The sequence below is a fragment of the Modestobacter sp. VKM Ac-2978 genome (assembly GCF_026968025.1).
Taxonomy (GTDB): domain Bacteria; phylum Actinomycetota; class Actinomycetes; order Mycobacteriales; family Geodermatophilaceae; genus Modestobacter.
Genome location: NZ_JAPVBP010000001.1, coordinates 378,297 through 396,783, shown reverse-complemented (window position 1 = coordinate 396,783; position 18,487 = coordinate 378,297). Strand labels below are relative to the sequence as shown.

At 73.9% G+C, this 18,487-nt stretch carries 21 protein-coding genes; 11 read left to right on the top strand and 10 right to left on the bottom strand.

The window, feature by feature from the left end; genetic code table 11:
• The first annotated feature begins 4 nt into the window (after positions 1–4).
• Positions 5–256 carry a helix-turn-helix transcriptional regulator gene (locus O2W53_RS01845; protein WP_036335176.1) on the top strand — a complete coding sequence of 84 codons (252 nt, stop codon included), beginning with the start codon at positions 5–7 and terminating at the stop codon, positions 254–256.
• Positions 257–275: 19 nt separating this feature from the next.
• Here the strand turns inward: O2W53_RS01845 and O2W53_RS01840 are convergent, their stop codons facing one another.
• Complete coding sequence (locus tag O2W53_RS01840; RefSeq protein ID WP_269161341.1) at positions 276–1,283, bottom strand: EamA family transporter; 1,008 nt, start codon at positions 1,281–1,283, stop codon at positions 276–278.
• A gap of 78 nt (positions 1,284–1,361) precedes the next feature.
• Here O2W53_RS01840 and O2W53_RS01835 point away from each other — a divergent pair, with 78 nt between their 5' ends.
• Positions 1,362–1,910 (top strand): CGNR zinc finger domain-containing protein, encoded by a 549-nt coding sequence (locus O2W53_RS01835; RefSeq protein WP_269161340.1) that lies wholly within the window; start codon positions 1,362–1,364, stop codon positions 1,908–1,910.
• Positions 1,911–1,970: 60 nt separating this feature from the next.
• A complete protein-coding gene (locus tag O2W53_RS01830) occupies positions 1,971–3,302 on the top strand; it encodes an esterase (RefSeq protein ID WP_269161339.1) in 1,332 nt (443 codons plus the stop codon).
• Positions 3,303–3,341: 39 nt separating this feature from the next.
• On the opposite strand, the gene O2W53_RS01825 is transcribed toward O2W53_RS01830, so the two are convergent.
• Positions 3,342–4,067, bottom strand: coding sequence for a (2Fe-2S)-binding protein (locus O2W53_RS01825; protein ID WP_269161338.1), 726 nt, complete (start codon positions 4,065–4,067; stop codon positions 3,342–3,344).
• 128 nt (positions 4,068–4,195) lie between these two features.
• Between O2W53_RS01825 and acs the strand changes: the two genes are divergently transcribed.
• The 3 genes from acs to O2W53_RS01810 all read left to right on the top strand — a co-directional run bounded on the left by acs (position 4,196) and on the right by O2W53_RS01810 (position 7,859).
• The gene (gene acs / locus O2W53_RS01820; RefSeq protein ID WP_269161336.1) at positions 4,196–6,163 is read left to right on the top strand and encodes an acetate--CoA ligase; all 1,968 of its coding nucleotides are present in this window, start codon (positions 4,196–4,198) and stop codon (positions 6,161–6,163) included.
• A 158-nt stretch (positions 6,164–6,321) separates the two neighbouring features.
• A complete protein-coding gene (locus O2W53_RS01815) occupies positions 6,322–6,852 on the top strand; it encodes a phage holin family protein (RefSeq protein WP_269161335.1) in 531 nt (176 codons plus the stop codon).
• Between the two features lie 47 nt (positions 6,853–6,899).
• Positions 6,900–7,859, top strand: a complete 960-nt coding sequence (locus O2W53_RS01810) for an alpha/beta fold hydrolase (RefSeq protein WP_269161334.1) — start codon at positions 6,900–6,902, stop codon at positions 7,857–7,859.
• 114 nt (positions 7,860–7,973) lie between these two features.
• On the opposite strand, the gene O2W53_RS01805 is transcribed toward O2W53_RS01810, so the two are convergent.
• From O2W53_RS01805 to nth, 5 genes are read right to left on the bottom strand one after another with little or no spacing between them, the layout of a single operon-like run.
• Positions 7,974–9,155: a MarP family serine protease gene (locus O2W53_RS01805; RefSeq protein ID WP_269161333.1), complete on the bottom strand. Its 1,182-nt coding sequence runs from the start codon at positions 9,153–9,155 to the stop codon at positions 7,974–7,976.
• Positions 9,156–9,202: 47 nt separating this feature from the next.
• Complete coding sequence (locus tag O2W53_RS01800; protein WP_269161332.1) at positions 9,203–9,694, bottom strand: plastocyanin/azurin family copper-binding protein; 492 nt, start codon at positions 9,692–9,694, stop codon at positions 9,203–9,205.
• Positions 9,691–10,455 carry an NUDIX hydrolase gene (locus tag O2W53_RS01795; protein ID WP_269161331.1) on the bottom strand — a complete coding sequence of 255 codons (765 nt, stop codon included), beginning with the start codon at positions 10,453–10,455 and terminating at the stop codon, positions 9,691–9,693. Before O2W53_RS01795 ends, O2W53_RS01800 begins: the two co-directional genes overlap by 4 nt.
• Entirely contained in the window at positions 10,452–11,048 is a 597-nt protein-coding gene (locus tag O2W53_RS01790) for a TlpA family protein disulfide reductase (protein WP_269161330.1), read from the bottom strand. The genes O2W53_RS01795 and O2W53_RS01790 overlap by 4 nt, the downstream gene beginning before the upstream one ends.
• The gene (gene nth / locus O2W53_RS01785) at positions 11,045–11,857 is read right to left on the bottom strand and encodes an endonuclease III (protein WP_269161329.1); all 813 of its coding nucleotides are present in this window, start codon (positions 11,855–11,857) and stop codon (positions 11,045–11,047) included. Before nth ends, O2W53_RS01790 begins: the two co-directional genes overlap by 4 nt.
• Before the next feature lie 155 nt (positions 11,858–12,012).
• On the opposite strand from nth, the gene O2W53_RS01780 reads away from it, so the two are divergent.
• Entirely contained in the window at positions 12,013–12,306 is a 294-nt protein-coding gene (locus O2W53_RS01780) for a hypothetical protein (protein ID WP_269161328.1), read from the top strand.
• A gap of 150 nt (positions 12,307–12,456) precedes the next feature.
• A complete protein-coding gene (locus O2W53_RS01775) occupies positions 12,457–13,131 on the top strand; it encodes a Crp/Fnr family transcriptional regulator (RefSeq protein WP_036335203.1) in 675 nt (224 codons plus the stop codon).
• A 327-nt stretch (positions 13,132–13,458) separates the two neighbouring features.
• Here the strand turns inward: O2W53_RS01775 and O2W53_RS01770 are convergent, their stop codons facing one another.
• The 3 genes from O2W53_RS01770 to O2W53_RS01760 are packed head-to-tail and all read right to left on the bottom strand — an operon-like array spanning position 13,459 to position 14,907.
• A complete protein-coding gene (locus O2W53_RS01770) occupies positions 13,459–14,262 on the bottom strand; it encodes an NUDIX hydrolase (RefSeq protein ID WP_269161327.1) in 804 nt (267 codons plus the stop codon).
• A complete protein-coding gene (locus O2W53_RS01765) occupies positions 14,259–14,726 on the bottom strand; it encodes a RidA family protein (RefSeq protein ID WP_269161326.1) in 468 nt (155 codons plus the stop codon). Before O2W53_RS01765 ends, O2W53_RS01770 begins: the two co-directional genes overlap by 4 nt.
• Positions 14,727–14,733: 7 nt before the next feature.
• Complete coding sequence (locus tag O2W53_RS01760) at positions 14,734–14,907, bottom strand: hypothetical protein (RefSeq protein ID WP_269159666.1); 174 nt, start codon at positions 14,905–14,907, stop codon at positions 14,734–14,736.
• Between the two features lie 112 nt (positions 14,908–15,019).
• On the opposite strand from O2W53_RS01760, the gene O2W53_RS01755 reads away from it, so the two are divergent.
• From O2W53_RS01755 to O2W53_RS01745, 3 genes are all read left to right on the top strand, one after another.
• A complete protein-coding gene (locus tag O2W53_RS01755; RefSeq protein ID WP_269161325.1) occupies positions 15,020–15,991 on the top strand; it encodes an ArsA-related P-loop ATPase in 972 nt (323 codons plus the stop codon).
• Positions 15,988–17,211 (top strand): ArsA family ATPase, encoded by a 1,224-nt coding sequence (locus O2W53_RS01750; protein ID WP_269161324.1) that lies wholly within the window; start codon positions 15,988–15,990, stop codon positions 17,209–17,211. The genes O2W53_RS01755 and O2W53_RS01750 overlap by 4 nt, the downstream gene beginning before the upstream one ends.
• A gap of 143 nt (positions 17,212–17,354) precedes the next feature.
• Entirely contained in the window at positions 17,355–18,473 is a 1,119-nt protein-coding gene (locus O2W53_RS01745; RefSeq protein ID WP_269161323.1) for a fatty acid desaturase, read from the top strand.
• The last annotated feature ends 14 nt before the right edge of the window (positions 18,474–18,487 follow it).

Here is an 18,487-nt window from a genome sequence, read left to right as displayed (position 1 = left end):
GCGGGTGAACGAGGGCGTCTTCAACCGGATCGCCCTGCTCCGGGCCGAGCAGGGGGTCAGCCGGCGCGAGCTCGCCGACGCCCTCGGCGTGCACTACCAGACGATCGGCTACCTGGAGCGGGGCGAGTACAACCCCAGCCTGAACCTGGCGCTGCGCATCGCCGAGTTCTTCCAGCTGCCGGTCGAGACGGTCTTCTCCACCACGCCCTTCCCCCGGATCAGCGACACCACCGCCCCCCGGTCCGCCTCGGGCTGACCCGGGGGCCGTCGTCGGTTCAGGTCCCGGGCGTCGTCGGCGCCGGCGGCCGGGAGGCCGGCGCCGCGGGCTCCGCACCGGCCGGCACCGGGTCGACGTCGGCCGTGTCGGCCGGCGGGCGGTCCTCGCCCAGCCGGACCAGCACGATCCCCACCAGGACGACGACCCCGCCGACCAGCTGCACGACGCCCGGCTGCTGCCCCAGCGCCAGCCAGGCCGCCACCACCGCGAACAGCACCTCGCCGAGACCGACGAACGAGGCGAGCCGCGAGCCCAGCCGCCGGACGGCCGCGATCCCGGTGGCGTAGGCGAGCGCCGCCGACACCAGTGCCACGCCGAGCACCGGGACCAGCCAGCTGGTCGACCGGCCGGCCAGCTCGACGTCCACGGCGGCGGTGCGCCACGGGAGGACGCCGACCAGGGCGGCTGCCCCGAGCAGCAGCGCACCCACCGCGAGCCCGGCCCAGGCGCTGACCAGCGGCGGCAGCGCGTCGTCGGAGTGTGCGGAGAGGACGAAGTAGGAGGCGAGCCCCACCGCTGCGATCAGCCCCCACATCACGCCCACCGGGTCGATCCGGGCGCCGCTGAGGACGTCGAGGACCAGCACCAGGCCGCCGACGGCCACCACGACCCCGGCGCCGGTGACCCGGCTGGGCCGCTGCCCGAGCCGCGCCCAGGTCCACAGCACGACCAGCAGCACCCCGGAGTACTCCAGCAGCAGCGCCACGCCCACCGACAGCCGGGAGACGGCGTAGAAGTAGGCCAGCTGGGGCAGCGCGACGGCGAGCGCGCCGAAGGCCAGGACGGCGCCGGCGTTGGCCCGCAGCAGCGACCACCTGCCGCGCAGCTGGACCAGGGCCGGGACGGCGAGCGCCAGCGAGGCCACCCCGATCCGCACGGTCACGGCGGAGCCGGCGGTCCAGCCGGCGTCCAGCAGCGCGGTGGCGAACACCCCCGAGGTGCCGAACGCGGCCGCGGAGACCACGGCCAGCAGCAGTCCGATCAGCCCGGTCCGGCGGTCCACCACGGCAGACACCTCCTCGTCAGGAGTCAACCGACGTACGCTCCTGTACAGCGGACGCTAGCAGAGGAGTACAGGAGTCACATGCTCTTTGCCCATGACACGGAGATGGGGCTCGCCAGCGCCGCCGCGCTGGTGAACACCACCGGGGACGGCGAGGAGCGGCTGCCCGACCCGGCGGCGCTGGCCGCGTTCCTGGACGACTGGCAGTTCACCGGCAGCCGGGCCGGCGACGCCGCCGAGCTGGCCGCGGTGCACGAGCTGCGGTCGGTGCTGGCCCGGGTCTGGGACGCCGACGAGGACGGCGTGGTGACCATCGTCAACCGGCTGCTGCGCGAGGGGAACGCCCTGCCGCAGCTGGTCCGGCACGACGACTGGGGCTACCACGTGCACGCCACCGAGTCGGCGGCCCCGGTCGCCGACCGGTGGGGCGTGGAGGCCGCCATGGCGCTGGCCGACGTGGTGCGCGCCGGCGCGCTCGACCGCTTGCGCCGGTGTGCTGCCTCCGGCTGCGACGACGTCCTGGTCGACCTCACCAAGAACGCCGGCCGACGGTTCTGCGACAGCACGTGCGCCAATCGCGAGCACGTGGCCGCCTACCGGGCCCGCCGCGCGGCCGACCCGCCCATGTGATCCACAACACGCAGGGCTAGCGTCCGGTCACCGTCAACGACGACGTCCCCGGAGGCCCCCATGCACCGCCCCACCCGACTGCTGCTCGCGCCGATGGCACTGGCCCTGGTCAGCACCGTGTTCACCGGCCCGGCCGCGGCCCAGCCGGCGCACCAGCCCGCCCCCCAGTACCCGCAGTCGCCCGAGGTCGAGTACCTCGTCGACGAGGCGGCGCTGCCGTTCGAGGCGCTGCCGGGCAGCACCACCACCCGCAGCTGGGGCGTGCTGAAGGGCGCCGGCTACCGGATCGAGGTGCCGGCGGACTGGAACGGCGACCTGGTGATGTGGGCGCACGGGTACCGCGGCACCGGCCCCACCCTGACCGTCGACTCCCCACCCGACGGGCTCCGGCAGCACCTGGTCGACGAGGGCTACGCCTGGGCCGCCTCCAGCTACACCGAGAACGGGTACGACGTCGTCTCCGGGGTGAAGAGCACCCACCGGCTGCTCACGTACTTCGAGAAGACCGTGGGCAAGGCCGACCTCACCTACCTGTCCGGGGTCTCGATGGGCGGGCACGTGACCGGGGTGAGCATCGAGCAGTACCCGAACGCCTACGACGGCGCGCTGCCGGCCTGCGGTGTCATGGGCGACCGGCGGCTGTTCGACACGTTCCTGGACTACAACGCCGCCGCCCAGGCGCTCACCGACACCCCGCCGGTCTACCCGGCGCCGGCCGACTACCTGACCACCACCGTGCCGGAGATGAAGGCCGAGCTGGGCACCCCCTACCCGTACGTGCTCACCGAGGCCGGCGAGGACCTGCGCGCCCTGACCGAGCAGCGGACCGGTGGGGACCGGCCGCTGTTCGAGCTGGGCTTCAGCGCCTTCGCCGACTTCCTGTTCACCGTGTACCCGGTCTTCCCGGGCCTCGGGGAGGAGCGCGGCGCGGTCGGCGGCAACGCCGACACGGTCTACCAGCTGGACGCCGACCCGCAGCTGACGGCCGAGGAGCGGGCGCTCAACGAGGAGGTCCTGCGGGTGCGGGCCGACCGCGGCAGCAACGGCCTGTCCGGGGTGCCCACCATCGACGGGCGCTTCGACGTGCCGGTGCTGTCGCTGCACGGCCTGGGCGACCTTTTCGTGCCGTTCAGCATGGAGCAGGAGTACGCCCGCGACGCCGCGGCCCGGGGGAACAGCGACCTGCTCGTGCAGCGGGCCATCCGCTCCGTCGCGCACTGCGACTTCAGCGCGCAGGAGTACCAGCAGGCGTTCACCGACCTGGTCGCCTGGGTCGAGGACGGCGTGCGGCCGGCCGGTGACGACGTGCTCGACGCCGAGGTGGTCGCCGACCCGCAGTACGGCTGCCGCTTCACGGTGCCGCTGCGGGCCTACGACGTCGGCGCCTGCTGATCGTCGGCACGGGGGCGCCGCGTGGCGCCCCCGTGCCGGTCACATCCGTTCGGCGAGGTCCTCGAGCAGCACCTGACGCTCCGCCGGGTCCCGGCGCGGGCACGAGGTGCAGAGCACCTCGTGCGGCACCCGGTAGAGCAGGCAGCAGGAGGCACGCCGGGTGAACCGGGCCGTGCTGCCGTCGGGCCGGCCGACGTCGACGTAGCGCGGCACCGGCAGCGGCGCCCCGATCGCGGCGGCCAGCGGCCCGGCCAGCGCGGTCACCGCGGCGACGTCGCCGACAGCGCGGCCCAGGGCGAGCAGCCGGTTGGCCAGCGAGTCGGTCGCGATCGCCCACAGCGGCCGCTCCCGGGCCCCGCCGGCCTCGGCCACCGCGGCCACGACCGCGCCGATCGTCGTCCGCAGGTCCCCGGCCAGGTCCGGGTCACGGACCCCGCGGGTGGTCGCCGCGACCGGCACCCCACCGGCGAGCGCGTGCACCGTGGTGTCCGCCAGCCGCGCCGACAGCCCCACCCCGGTCACCAGCCCGGCCAGCACGGGGGTGAGGAGCACGCTGGACAGCGAGTACCACCACACGGTGGACAGCACCCGCCGGTCATCGGTCCGCTGCCGGACGGCGCGGGCGGTGAGCAGCTGCGCCGTCCATGCCGGGTCGGCCAGCAGCGGCCCCGGGACGACGGCCGCCGACGGCGGGGCGAGCAGCCCGAGGGCGGCGGCCCCGGGCAGCCGGGACACCACCAGCGCCTGGGCACCGTCGTCGCTCACCCGCCCAGTCTGCCCACCTCGTGCCGACCGCGTGCGGCATTGACCTGACGACAGGGTGACGGGGGCCATAGGTTGTGCACTGAGGCAGCGCCGCTGAGTCCAGGCGGCGCCCGACCACGGAGGTGCGCATGAGCGAGACGACTGATCAGGCCCTGTCCGACCAGCTGCCCGAGGGCGGCTTCCCGCCCCCGCCGGAGCTGGCCGCGTCCGCCAACGCGGGACCCGACGTCCACGAGCGCGCTGCCGCCGACCGGATCGGCTTCTGGGAGGACGCCGCCCGTCGACTGGACTGGGCGGAGCCCTGGGAGCAGGCGCTGGACTGGAGCAACCCGCCGTTCGCAAAGTGGTTCGTCGGCGGGAAGCTCAACGTCGCGGTCAACTGCGTCGACCGGCACGTCGACGCCGGCCACGGCGACCAGGTGGCCTACCACTGGGTCGGCGAGCCCGGCGACACCCGCACGCTGACCTACGCCCAGCTCAAGGACGAGGTCTGCCGCACGGCCAACGCGCTCACCGAGCTCGGGGTGACCGCCGGGGACCGCGTGGCGATCTACCTGCCGATGATCCCGGAGGCGGTGATCTCCATGCTGGCCTGCGCCCGCATCGGCGCCGTCCACATGGTGGTCTTCGGCGGCTTCTCCCCCGACGCGCTGGCCAGCCGGATCACCGACGCCGACGCGAAGGTGGTCATCACCGCCGACGGCGGGTACCGGCGGGGTGCGCCCAGCCCGCTCAAGCCGAACGTCGACGAGGCGCTGACCAAGACCGAGGGCGTGCGCAGCGTGCTCGTGGTCAAGCGCACCGAGACCGACGTCGAGTGGACCGAGGGCCGCGACGTCTGGTGGCACGAGCTGGTCGCCGGTCAGTCGGCCGAGCACGAGGCGGAGGCCTTCGACGCCGAGCACCCGCTCTACATCATGTACACCTCGGGCACGACGGCGAAGCCCAAGGGGATCCTGCACACCTCCGGCGGCTACCTCACCCAGGTCTCCTACACCCACTGGGCGACCTTCGACCTCAAGCCCGACACCGACGTCTTCTGGACGGCGGCCGACGTCGGCTGGGTCACCGGGCACAGCTACATCGTCTACGGACCGCTGGCCAACCGGGCGACCTCGGTGATGTACGAGGGCACCCCGGAGACCCCGCACCGGGGCCGCTGGTGGGAGATCGTGCAGCAGTACGGGGTCACGATCCTGTACACCGCCCCGACCACGATCCGCACGTTCATGAAGTGGGGCGACGACGTCCCGGCCGGGTTCGACCTCTCCTCGCTGCGGCTGCTCGGCTCGGTCGGCGAGCCGATCAACCCCGAGGCCTGGCTCTGGTACCACAAGAACATCGGCGGCAGCCGCTGCCCGATCGTGGACACCTGGTGGCAGACCGAGACGGGCGGCCACATGATCACCCCGCTGCCGGGCACCACCACCCTGAAGCCGGGTTCCGCCCAGCGCCCCTTCCCGGGCATCGCGGCCAGCGTGGTCGACGAGGAGGGCAAGCCGATCGAGCCCGGCGCCACCGGCTACCTGGTGCTCACCGAGCCCTGGCCGGCGATGCTGCGCACGATCTGGGGCGACGACGAGCGGTACAAGGACACCTACTGGAGCCGGTACGGCCAGGGGGTCTACTTCGCCGGCGACGGCGCCAAGCTCGACGACGACGGTGACATCTGGCTGCTCGGCCGGGTCGACGACGTCATGAACGTCTCCGGGCACCGCATCTCCACCACCGAGGTGGAGTCCGCGCTGGTCAGCCACCCGACGGTGGCCGAGGCAGCGGTCGTCGGCGCGACCGATCCCACCACCGGGCAGGGCATCGTGGCGTTCGTCATCCTGCGCGGGGACGCCGTCGACTCCGGCGAGGACCTGGTGAAGGTGCTGCGCCAGCACGTCCGCAAGGAGATCGGGCCGATCGCCAGCCCGCGCCAGATCATGGTCGTCGCCGAGCTGCCCAAGACCCGCTCGGGGAAGATCATGCGCCGGCTGCTCCGGGACATCGCGGAGAACCGCGAGCTGGGCGACGTCAGCACCCTGACGGACTCCTCGGTGATGGACCTGATCAGCTCCAAGCTCCCCGCCGCCCCCAGCGAGGACTGACGAAGGACCCCGAGGACGGGTCCCCGGGGGGGCGCAACGCACCCGCGGGGACCCCTTCGGGGCATCCGGGACGGCGGCCGGAACGCGCATGCGGCACGATCACCGGGACAGCACCGTGCCGCGTCGTCCGATCGGCACCGACCAGGGAGGAGCCATCCGTGGCCCACAGTGTCTCGACGACTCCGCCGGCGGGTCGTCCCGCCGGGGCCACTCCGCTGGCGGGTCGTCCCGCCGGGCCAACCGAGCCCTCGGTCGGCACGCTCGCCAAGAGCGCCATGGCCGACGTGTCCACCCTCGTGCGCAGCGAGATCGAGCTCGCCAAGGCCGAGATCGGCACCTCGGTCAAGCGGGGTGGGGCCGGCGCCGCCGCGTTCGCCGCAGCCGGCGTGATGCTGGCCTTCGCCGGTTTCTTCTTCTTCTTCTTCCTCGCCGAACTGCTCGCCGTCTGGCTCCCCCGGTGGGCGGCGTTCCTCATCGTCTTCGCCCTGCTGGTCCTGGTGGCGGCGATCGTCGGCTTCGTCGGCTGGCGACTGGTGAAGAAGATCAAGAAGCCCGAGCGCACCATCGAGACGCTGCAGGACCTGCCTGACGTGATGCGTCGCGAGGCCCCCGGCCGGCGGACCCACGACCTGCCGACCGTGCGGAACGGCCAGGTCGTCCGCCAGGACGCGCACGCCCCCCTGCGCTGAACCCGCGAGAGCGGGCCCGCCGGCTCACCGGGCGCGGCGACCGTGGGGTGCCCGCAGCCGAGGAACGCCGCCCGGCGGCGGCCGTGACGGTGCCCGAGGAGCAGCCCGACGCCACCAGCGTCCTGCTCCCGGGGCCGTGGTCGCACCGGGACGTCTCGGCCAACGGCGTCCGGCTGCACGCCGCCGAGGCCGGCAGCGGCCCGCTGGTGCTGTTGCTGCACGGGTTCCCCCAGTTCTGGTGGTCCTGGCGGCACCAGCTGACCGGGCTGGCCGCCGCCGGGCTCCGGGTGGTCGCCCCCGACCTGCGGGGTTACGGGGCCAGCGACAAGCCGCCCCGCGGGTACGACCTGCCGACCGCAGCCGCCGACGCCGCCGCGGTGGTGCGCGCGCTCGGCGAGGAGGAGGCGGTGGTCGTCGGCGCCGACTGGGGCGGCCTGGTGGCGTGGACCATGGCCGCGCTGCACCCCCGGAGCGTGCGCAGTCTCGTCGTCGTCTCAGCCGCGCACCCCCGTCGGCTGCGCAGCTCGGTCGCCGACCCCAGGCAGCGGCGGGCCATGGCCTACGCGCTGCCCTTCCAGCTCCCCCGGCTGCCCGAGCGGCGCCTGACCCGGCCCGACGACGACCCGGTGGCCGAGTTGATGCGCCGCTGGGCCGGCCCCTCCTGGGTGCACACCGCCGACTTCGCCGAGGCCGTGAGCCGGTACCGGTCGGCCAGCCGCATCCCCCAGGCGGCCTACGGGGCGATGGAGTACTACCGCTGGGCCGGTCGCTCGCAGCTGCGCCCGGACGGGTGGCGCTTCGCCCGGCGGATGGCCGCACCCGTCACCGCACCCACCCTCCAACTGCACGGGGCACTCGACCGCGCGGTGCTGCCCTCGACCGCGCGCGGGTCGGGCCGCTACGTGGCCGGCGCCTACGAGTGGCGGGAGCTCCCCGGCGTGGGGCACTTCCCCCACGAGGAGGCCCCCGACGAGGTCACCGCCGCCATCGCCGCCTGGGCGACGTAGCCCGATGGAACGCCCCCCTGCAGGGTCCCGCCGCGAGCTGGTGAGGTGCTGGAGCGGCCCTCGTGCAGGGGCCCGGCCTGAGCGCAGCGAAGGCCGGGGGGCACGAGGGTCCTTCTACTCGCAGGCGCCGGTGTCGACCTCGGCGACCGCCGCCCCACCGACCGTCACGGCCTCGGACACCTCCTCGGCGGTCAGCGCGTAGCCGGTCTCGGGGTCGTCGATCGCCGAGGCGAAGACCACGCCGAGCACCGACCCGTCGGCCGCCAGCAGCGGGCCACCGGAGTTGCCCGCCCGCACCTGCCCGTAGAGGGCGTAGACGTCGCGCTGCACGGTGCGGGTGGCCCGGAAGTCGGGGCCGCTGATGTCCCCGCGGTCGCGCACCCGTGCCGGTCCGACGTAGAAGGGCCCACCGCCGGGGTAGCCCATGACGATCGCGTCCGCGCCGGTGTCGACGGGTACGTCGGCGAAGTCCAGCGGCTCCTGCGGGAGGCCGGGGACGGCCAGCACGGCGACGTCGGTGGGCTCGTCGACGTACACCGTGACGGCGTCGTAGGACTCGCCCTCCGCGATGACCTTCGGGTCCGTGACCCCGGCCAGCACGTGGGCGTTGGTCATCACCCGGTCCTCGGCGAAGACGAAGCCGGAGCCGTCGATCTGCCGGGAGCAGGAGGCCGCGATCCCCCGGATCTGCACCACCGAGCCCCGCACCTGGTCGACCACCGGGCTGGCCAGCAGGGCCTGGTCCGGTGCCGGGACGTCGCGTGCCTGGGTGGGGGTCAGCGGGTCCAGGACGTCGGGCAGGCCCTGCCGGTCGATCGCCTCGCGCAGCGAGTCGTAGAGCGTGCGCACCTGGTCGGGCACGGTGCGGTCGACGACCTGGACGAGTGACGACTGGCGCACCTGGCCGGCCACGCCGGGGAACGGGGAGCTGGCCAGCGGGATGGCCACCATCCACGCGACGAGCAGGACGGCGAGGGCGGAGACCACCGCCCCGGCCACCGAGTCGACGACCTTGGCCGGCTCCCAGGTGACCCACCTGCGCACGGCTCGGCCGATCAGCCCGGCCAGCAGCTGGCCGAGCAGCGCGCCGGCCAGGACGACGACGAGGGCGACGAACACCCGGGTCACCGAGGAGTTGGCCAGGTCGTCGGCGATCGGACCGGAGAGTTGGGCGCCGATCACGGCACCGCCGAAGAACCCCACGAACGAGGTGGCGGAGATGATCAGGCCCTGCCGGAAGCCGGACAGCGCGAAGACGAGCGCGAGCACGATGAGGGTCAGGTCGACCAGGGACATCGCTCAGCGCCCCGGGTCGATGGCGAGCCCGCCCGCTCCCGGCACCGTCATCCCGGGGAGCTCACCGTCATCGTGCCGACCTGCCCCAGGGCCAGGTGGAAGCTGCACTCGAAGAGGTACTCGCCGGGCTCGGTGACGGTGAACTCGATCGTCTCGCTCAGCCCCGGGCCGAGCACCGGGATCTGCTCGGTGATCTCCGTCGGGCCCGCCCCCTCGGAGAAGAGGAGGTTGTGGGTCATCTGCTCCCCCGAGTTGAGCAGGGTCAGCCGCACCTCGCCGGGGGCCACGGTGAAGGTGTCGGGGGTGAACTCGTAGTCGTCGCCGGTCTCCACGGTGATCTCCTGGACGCCGTCGGCGGCGGTGCGCACCGTCCCGGCCTCCGCGCTGGCGACGCGGGTCACCTCCGGTTGCACCGGCTCGGAGTTGCTGCACCCCGCGAGCAGGGCCGAGGCGAGGGCGAGAGCCAGCAGCGGGCCGGGCAGCGGGCGGGTGGGCCGGTGGCGTCGTACGCCTCCGGCGCCCGAGGGGGCCGTGGTCATCGCCCAGGAACGGTACGCGCGGAGCTGCTCTGCCCGGCGTCCTCGGCCACCGTCGGCGCGGCGCGGTCGGCGACATCGGAGTCGACGGGCTCCACCGGCACGTCGCCGGGCCGCACCGGCGGGACGGCGAGGGGGCGCACGTCACCGTCGTCCCACGGCTGGTGCAGCCCGGCGGCCTCCAGGACGGCGTCCAGCAGGGCCGCCGTGAAGCCCCAGACGACCATGTCGGCCACCCCGAACGCCGGGCCGACGTAGCCGGCGGGGTGCCGGACGCGGAAGCGGTTCGCCGGGTCGACCAGCTCGCTCAGTGGCACCCGGGCCACCCGCGCCACCTCCCGCGGGTCGCCGGTGGTGACGTCGCGGGGGTCGTCCCACCAGCCCAGCACCGGGACGACGAGGTTGTCCGACGGGCCGAGGAACAGCGCGGGCAGCGTGGCCAGCACGCGCACGCCGGCCGGGTCGACGCCGGCCTCCTCGTGGGTCTCGCGCAGCGCCGTCCCCACCGGGTAGTCGTCGCCCGGGTCGGCGCCGCCCCCGGGGAAGGCCGGCTGGCCGGCGTGACTCCGCAGGTGCGCCGACTTCTCGATCAGCAGCACGTCGGGCCCGGCCGGGCCCTCGCCGAACAGGATGAGCACCGCCGAGCGTCGCGCGCTGTCGGAGGCCTGGCCGTGCCGGTGCCACAGCGGCAGCTGCCCGGCGTTGGCCACCAGCCGCTGCAGGTGTTCGGGGAGCTCCTCGAGCTCTGCGGCGGAGACCGTCACAGCTGCACCCCGAGGTGCTCGGCCACGAGCCCCTCGAACTCCTCCAGGGAGTGCACCGGGCCGACCTGGACGTACGCGACCGACCCGTCGGCGGCCAGGAAGAGGGTGTACGGGAGGTTGTTGACCCCCATGCCGGCCATCACCTCGCCGTCGGCGTCGAACGCGCTGGGGAAGGTCACTGCGGCGTCGTCGGCGAAGGCGGCCGCCGCGGGCACCCGGTCCACGGAGACCACGCCCAGCACCCGCACCTGGTCACCGGCGGCGTCGGCGAGCTGCTGGACCAGCGGCAGCTCCTCCCGGCAGGGGCCGCACCAGCTGGCCCACAGGTTGAGCACCGTGGGCACGCCGGGAGCGCGGCTGAGGTCGAGGGTGCCGCCGCCGAAGCAGTCGAAGACGGTGGCCGGCAGGTCACTGTCGGCGGCCGGGACGTCGGCCTGCTCCGGGCACGGCTCGAGGTCGGTCTCCACCGTGCCCACGTCGCTGCCGGCCGGGGACGCGACGGTCTCCTCGGGCGCGGCGTCCTCGGACGTGCACCCGGTGAGCACGCCCACCAGCAGGCCGAGTGCGCCGAGGGCGCGCAGTGCCCGGCTCACTCGGTGTCCGAGGCGGCCGGGGTCTTGACCAGCTTGGCCGCAACCTCGGGGTCGAGCGGGCCGACCCCGTAGGACGGGCACCAGGCCGCCAGACCGCAGGCGCCGCAGGCCGGCTTCTTGGCGTGACAGACCCGCCGGCCGTGGAAGATCACCCGGTGGGAGAACATCGTCCACTCCTTCTTCGGGATCACCTCCGCGATCTCGGCCTCGACCTTGACCGGGTCCTCCTCCGCGGTCCAGCCGAACCGGCGGACCAGCCGGCCGAAGTGGGTGTCGACGGTGAGGCCCGGCACGCCGAAGGCGTTGCCGAGGACCACGTTGGCGGTCTTGCGGCCGACCCCGGGCAGGGTCACCAGGTCGGCCAGCCGGCCGGGCACCTCGCCGTCGAAGCGCTCGACCAGCGCCTGACCCAGACCGATCACCGAGTTGGCCTTGGCCCGGAAGAAGCCGGTGGGCTTCAGCACCTCCTCGAGCTCGGCCCGGTCGGCCCCCGCGTAGGCAGCGGCGTCGGGGTACCGGGCGAACAGCACCGGGGTGACCTTGTTGACCGTCTTGTCGGTGGTCTGCGCCGACAGGACGGTGGCGACCAGCAGCTCCAGCGGCGTGGTGAAGTCCAGCTCGCAGTGCGCGTCGGGGTGGATGACCGCCAGCTCGCGGGCCATCCGCCGAGCCCGGCGGGTGCGGGCCAGCGGACTCTCCTCGGGGTCGAACGGGGACACGCCCAGCCGGGCGGCGCGTGCGGGGCGGCGGGCGCGCGCCGGCCGCGTGTAGGCCGGCGGGGCGTCGGGTGAGGTGGCGGGCCGGGACACGCGTGTGAGGGTAGGCGTCTCCGCTGACAGCCACCGCCCGTCATACTCGATGGCGGTGCACACCCGGTCGGTGACCGGGAGCGTGCCCCGACCGCTCGACGACCTGGTCCCCACCCGGCCTCCCCGCCGGGGGTCGTCCTCCCGAGGAGGTGCTCGTGGTCGCCCTCATCGTCATCCTGTTCCCTCCGCTGCTGATCGCGTTCCTGCTGGTCATGGAGCGGGTGGAGGAGCCGTTGCGACGCCCGACCTCGCAGCGGGAGGTCGAGGACTTCCTCGGCTCCGCCACCCCGGGCGAGGTGGGCACGCTGGCCAGCTCGGGCATCCGTCGCGCGATGAGCCGCTGGCGGGCCCGCCGCCGCGGCCGGGCCCGCAGCGCCCCCCGTCCGGTGCTGACCGAGTCGGCCCACGGGCAGGCCGACGACGACATCGACCCGGTCGACGAGGACTGACCTCCAGGTCAGGAAGCCGTCACGACCCCGCAACCACTCAGAGTGGGCAGGTCCCTGACTGAGTGCACTGGTGAGGCGGGCCACAGGCCCTAGACTCTCCGAGTAACGCGGGTCGCCATCGCACCCGTGAGGACGTTGCGAGAGGTGCACGTGGACGAGGTCCTTGCCCAGTCCGGTCTCTTCCAGGGGCTGTCGGAGGATGCTGCCGAGCCGGTGGCCAGCGCACTGGAGACGGTGGTGCTGCCCCGCGGCCGGGTCGTCTTCAACGAGGGCGAGTCGGGCGACAGCCTCTACGTCGTCCTGTCCGGCAAGGTGAAGATCTCCCGCCGCGCGCCTGACGGCCGGGAGAACGTCCTCGCCGTGATGGGGCCCTCCGACCAGTTCGGCGAGCTGTCGGTGTTCGACCCGGGGCCGCGCACCGCGACCGCCACCGCCGTCACCGACGTGCGCCTGGCCAAGATGCCCAACACCATGCTCCGGCCGTGGATCACCGCGCACCCGGAGATCGGTGAGCAGCTGCTGCGGGTGCTGGCCCGGCGGTTGCGGCGCACCAACGACTCGGTCGCCGACCTCATCTTCACCGACGTCCCCGGCCGGGTGGCCAAGGCGCTGCTGCAGATGGCCGACCGCTTCGGCAGCCGGGAGACCGACGGCCTCCGCGTCAAGCACGACCTGACCCAGGAGGAGCTGGCCCAGCTGGTGGGCGCCTCCCGCGAGACGGTGAACAAGGCGCTGGCCGACTTCGTGCACCGCGGCTGGATCCAGCTGCAGGGCAAGTCGGTGGTCGTCCTCGACGAGGAACGCCTCCGCCGCCGCGCCCGCTGATCCCCCAGCACTGACGAGGGCCCCGTCCGGTTCACCGGACGGGGCCCTCGCGCGTCAAGGCCAGGGCGAGCGACCACCGGTACGGACCCGAGCGAAGCGAGGGGTGGCCCGGGGACGGGGCCCGCAGGGTCCCTCACCGGGCCACGGCCAACGGCCCAACGCAGCCGGTGTGGGCACCTGGCCGCGGTACGACACCCGAGCGCAGCTCGGGGTGGACCGGGGACGGGGCCCGCAGGGTCCCTCGCCGGGACACGGCCAACGGCTCAGCGCAGCCGGCCCCACTACCTGGCCGCGCTGCGGCCCGTCAGGGTCGCAATGTGCACAGCGTCACGAAGGCAGCCTCGCGACCATCCGGATCCGGGTGCCGTCGGGCAGCACCGCGTAGTTCCCGTCCGGCCCCTGTTCGAAGGTGGGACTGATCGGCTCCAGCGGCGCCGGTGGCGAGCCGGCCAGGGTCGCCGCGGCGTCGGGGAAGGGAGCCAGCTGGCCGAGCGTATGGATCGTGGGCGGCAGCATCGGCCGGGTGCCCGCGGCGTGTTCGGCGAGTGCGGCGGCCGGCGTCGTCCACACCGCCTCGTCCGCCTCGCCGGAGACGTCCCGCGCCTCCTGCCCGACCGGCAGCAGCGCTGCGAAGAACTTGGTGTCGTACCGCCGTCGTTCCGGTGGCGGGGTGATCCAGTGCGCGAACGGCCGCAACAGGTCGGCCCGCAGCGCCAGCCCGCGACCGGCCAGCAGCTCGGCGAGGGAGAGGTCGTGGGCCATCAGGGCCTGCCGCTGCGCCTCCCAGTCGTCGCCGGAGACGTCGGGCACGACGTCCCCGGAGCCGTCCGCCGGACCGGCCAGCAGGACACCGGCCTCCTCGAACGTCTCCCGGACGGCGGCGCACACCAGCTCGCGGGCCAGTCGTTCGTCGCAGCCGAAGGCGCTCGCCCAGTGGGCCGGGGGCGGCCCCACCCAGGCCAGCTCGGTGTCGCCGTCCCGGTCGTCGACCCCACCGCCGGGGTAGGCGGTCATCCCACCGGCGAACGGCATGCCCCGCGTGCGCCGGAGCAGGTAGACCTCCGGTCCCCCGGCGCCGTCCCGCAACAGCAACACCGTCGCCGCCTGCCGGATCGGCGCCGGCCCGGTCATCTCAGCTCGACGGTGAGCTCGACCTCGACGGGGGCGTTCATCGGGAGCTCGGCGACGCCGACGGCGCTGCGGGCGTGCTGCCCTGCCTCACCGAAGACGCGGCCGAGGAACTCGCTGGCGCCGTTGACGACCCGCGGCTGGCCGGAGAAGCCCTCGGCGCTGGCCACGTAGCCGACGACCCGCACGATCCGGGCCACGGAGTCCAGGCCGACCAGGTCGTCGATCGCGGCCAGCGCGTTGAGCGCACACACCTTCGCGTCGGCTGCGGCGTCCTCGATGTCGACGGCACCGCCGACCTTGCCGGTGCGGCGCAGCCCGCCGTCGACGAACGGCAGCTGGCCGGAGGTGAAGACCAGCTGGCCGGTGCGGATGGCCGGCACGTAGGCGGCGACCGGCGCGGCCACCGGGGGGAGCCGGACACCGAGCTCGGCGAGCCGGGCGTGCCAGGAGACGGGGGTGGTCATCGTGGCCTCAGCTGGTCGGGCGCTTGAGGTAGGCCACCAGCTGGTCGCCGCCGCCCGGGCCGGGGACGACGGTCACCAGCTCCCAGCCGTCGACGCCCCAGGAGTCCAGGATCGCCTTGGTGTTGTGGGTGAGCAGCGGGATGGTCGCGTACTCCCAGGTCCGACGGGCCGAATCACTCATGCCGCGACGCTAGCGCAGCCGGGACGCGCCGGAGTCGGTCACCGCTCGTAGGCTGGTGCGGGTGAGCTCAGAGCCGGTGCACCGGGAACCGTCGCGCGCAGGAACGGTGCCCGTGCGGTGCCATGTCGTCACCGGGAAGGGCGGCACCGGGAAGACGACGGTCGCCGCGGCCCTCGCCCTGTCGCTGGCCGCCGACGGCGGCCACGTGCTGCTGGTGGAGACCGAGGGGCGGCAGGGCATCGCCCAGCTCTTCGACACCCCGCCCCTTCCCTACGAGGAGCGGCGGGTCGCCGTGGCCCGCGGGGGCGGTGAGGTGAAGGCGCTGGCGATCGACGTGGAGGCGGCCTTCCTCGAGTACCTCGACATGTTCTACAACCTGAAGCGGGCCGGCCGGGCGCTGCGCAAGATGGGCGCGATCGACTTCGCCACCGCGATCGCGCCCGGGCTCCGCGACGTGCTGCTCACCGGGAAGATCAAGGAGGCGGTGACCCGGCGGGAGAACGGTCGGCTGGTCTACGACGCCGTCGTCGTCGACGCGCCGCCGACCGGCCGGATCACCCGGTTCCTCAACGTGACCAACGAGGTGGCCGGGCTGGCCCGGTCGGGCCCGATCCGGGCACAGAGCGACGGGGTGATGGCGGTGTTCCGCTCGCCGCAGACGGCGGTGCACGTGGTGACCCTGCTGGAGGACATGCCGGTGCAGGAGACCGCTGACGCGATCAGCGAGCTGACCGCGGCCGGGCTGCCGGTCGGGTCGGTGATCGTCAACATGGCGACCGAACCGCTCCTCCCGGCCGCCAGCCTGGCCCGCACCGCCGAGGGCCGGCTCACCGGCGCCGACCTGGTGCCCGCGCTGACCGCGGCCCAGTTGTCCGGGGTCGACGGGCTGGCGGACGGCCTGGTCGCCGAAGCGGTCGAGCACGCCCGCCGCTGGATCGCCCAGGACGCACTGCGCGGGGACGTCGAGGCGCTGGGCCGCCCACTGGTGGAGCTGCCGCTGTCGTCGTCCCCGATCGACCTGGGTTGCCTGTTCGAGCTGGCCGACCGGCTCGACGGGCACCTGCGCGACGAGGTCGCGGCGTGACCGCCGCCCAGCCGCCGCGGCGGCCCACCCCGGCACCGCCGCTGGACCTGGCCGCGCTGGTCAGCGACCGGAGCACGCGGATCATCGTGTGCTGCGGTTCCGGCGGCGTGGGCAAGACGACCACCTCGGCGGCGCTCGCGCTGGCCGCGGCAGAGGCCGGTCGGGAGGTCGTGGTCCTGACCATCGACCCGGCCCGCCGGCTGGCCCAGTCGCTGGGCCTGGTCGAGCTGGACAACGAGCCGCGGCTGGTCGAGACGCCCGGTGCCCCGGGTGAGCTGCACGCGATGATGCTGGACATGAAGCGGACGTTCGACGACGTCGTCTCTGCGCACTCGACGCCCGAGCGGGCGCAGGTGATCTTCGAGAACCCCTTCTACCAGGCGCTCTCCTCCTCCTTCGCCGGGACGCAGGAGTACATGGCGATGGAGAAGCTCGGGCAGCTGCGGGCCAGCGACCGCTGGGACCTCGTCATCGTCGACACCCCGCCGTCCCGGTCGGCGCTGGACTTCCTGGACGCCCCGAACCGGATGAGCCGCTTCCTCGACGGCACGATGATCCGGCTGCTCACCGCCCCCGCGCGGGCCGGCGGCCGGGCCGGGGTCCGATTCGTGGGAGCCGGCTTCCTGCTGTTCAGCCGGATCATCAGCAAGATCCTGGGCGGCCAGCTGCTCAACGACATCTCGGCGTTCGTCTCCGCGCTGGACACCATGTTCGGCGGCTTCCGGGAGCGGGCCAACGCGACCTACGAGCTGCTCCGCCAGCCGGGGACGTCGTTCGTCGTCGTCGCCGCCCCGGAGCCCGATGCGCTGCGCGAGGCCTCGTACTTCGTCGACCGGCTCTCCACCGAGGGCATGCCGCTGGCCGGGCTGGTGCTCAACCGCACCCACCCGCCGGCCACCACCGCCCTGTCCGCCACCCGCGCCGAGGGTGCCGCCGAGGCCGTGGCCGAGGCAGGAGGCCCGGGCTCGAAGCTGGCCGCGGGGGCGCTGCGGGTGCACGCCGAGCGGATGACCGTCGCGACCCGCGAGCAGCGGCTGGCCGACCGGTTCACCAGCGCCCACCCGGAGGTGCCGGTGCGGACGGTGCCGGCCGCCGCCGGGGACGTGCACGACCTGGACGGGCTGCGGGTGATGGGCGAGGCGTTGCTCGCCGCGGAGGACGACACCGGGACGGGCACGCCGCGCAGCCGGGTGCTGCCGGTGCGCTCCCAGGCCGGCTGACCCCACCCCTCCGTGGGGCTCGAGGGGCAGAAGGGTCAGGCCGGTCACCCGTTCGTGTCCACGTCATCCCGGGGCCTGGTCGTGGTCGTGACGCTCCGTTAGCGTCCGCCCGACCGTTCCGTCGGAGGGATGACACACCAGGCATGAGCACCGCACCCGAGCTCGACCGCACCACCGCGACGACGTCGCCGGAGCCGGCCGGCCTCTTCGGCACCGGCATCGCCGTCCCCGCCGCCGCCGACCTCCCCGTCGAGATCCCGGTCGACACCGTCGGGCTCTCCCCCGACGACAAGGCCCGCACCAAGGTCATCACCAGCGCGATCCGCCGTCGGTCTCAGGAGCTGCGGCGCGACCACCCGGTGCTGCGGCACCAGGACGCCCTCGGGCTGACCGCCTTCTCCGTCGCCGTCCTCGGCTTCGTCGGCAGCGGCGCGCTCTACCTGACCGGCGTGCTGCCCTGGTACGTGACCCTGCTGCTGTCGGCGGCCTTCGCCGCGGTCGGGCACGAGGTGGAGCACGACCTGATCCACGCCCTCTACTTCCGCCGCCGCAAGGCCGTGCGGTACGCGCTGCTGTTCGGCGTCTGGGCGATCCGGCCGTACACGATCAACCCGGTCTACCGGATCCGGCTGCACCTCCGGCACCACGCCTACTCGGGGCTGCCCGACGACATCGAGGAGGTGTCGATCACCAACGGCAAGCCGTGGGGCGCCGTCCGGCTCTACAGCCTGCTCGACCCGTACGTGCCCGCCCTGATCCGGATCGTCACCACCCGGCCGAAGGACGCCGAGGACGCGCTCTGGCGGCGCACCATCCTCAAGGCGAGCATCGGGCTGACGCCGGTGGCGATCACCATCTGGTACGCGTTCCTGGGCCTGCACGTGGCGAGCTGGCTGGGCGCCGCCGTGCCGACGTCCTGGCTGCAGGTGCTCACCGTGCTGACCGTCGTCTGGGTCGGCCCGAACGTGTGGCGGGGCTTCTGCCTGCACTTCATCAGCAGCAACATGCACTACCAGGGGGACGTCGAGCAGGGCAACGTCCTGCAGCAGACCCAGGTGTTCAACCGCTGGTACCTGGCGCCCTTCCAGGTCTTCTGCCTGAACTTCGGCAGCACCCACCCGATCCACCACTTCTACGTGGCCGACCCGTTCTACGTGCGGCAGCTGATGGAGCGGGACATCCACCCGGTGCTGGCCGCCAACGGAGTGCGCTTCAACGACATGGGCACCTTCAAGCGGGCGAACCGCTACCAGATGTCCTGACGGCCGTGCGGAGC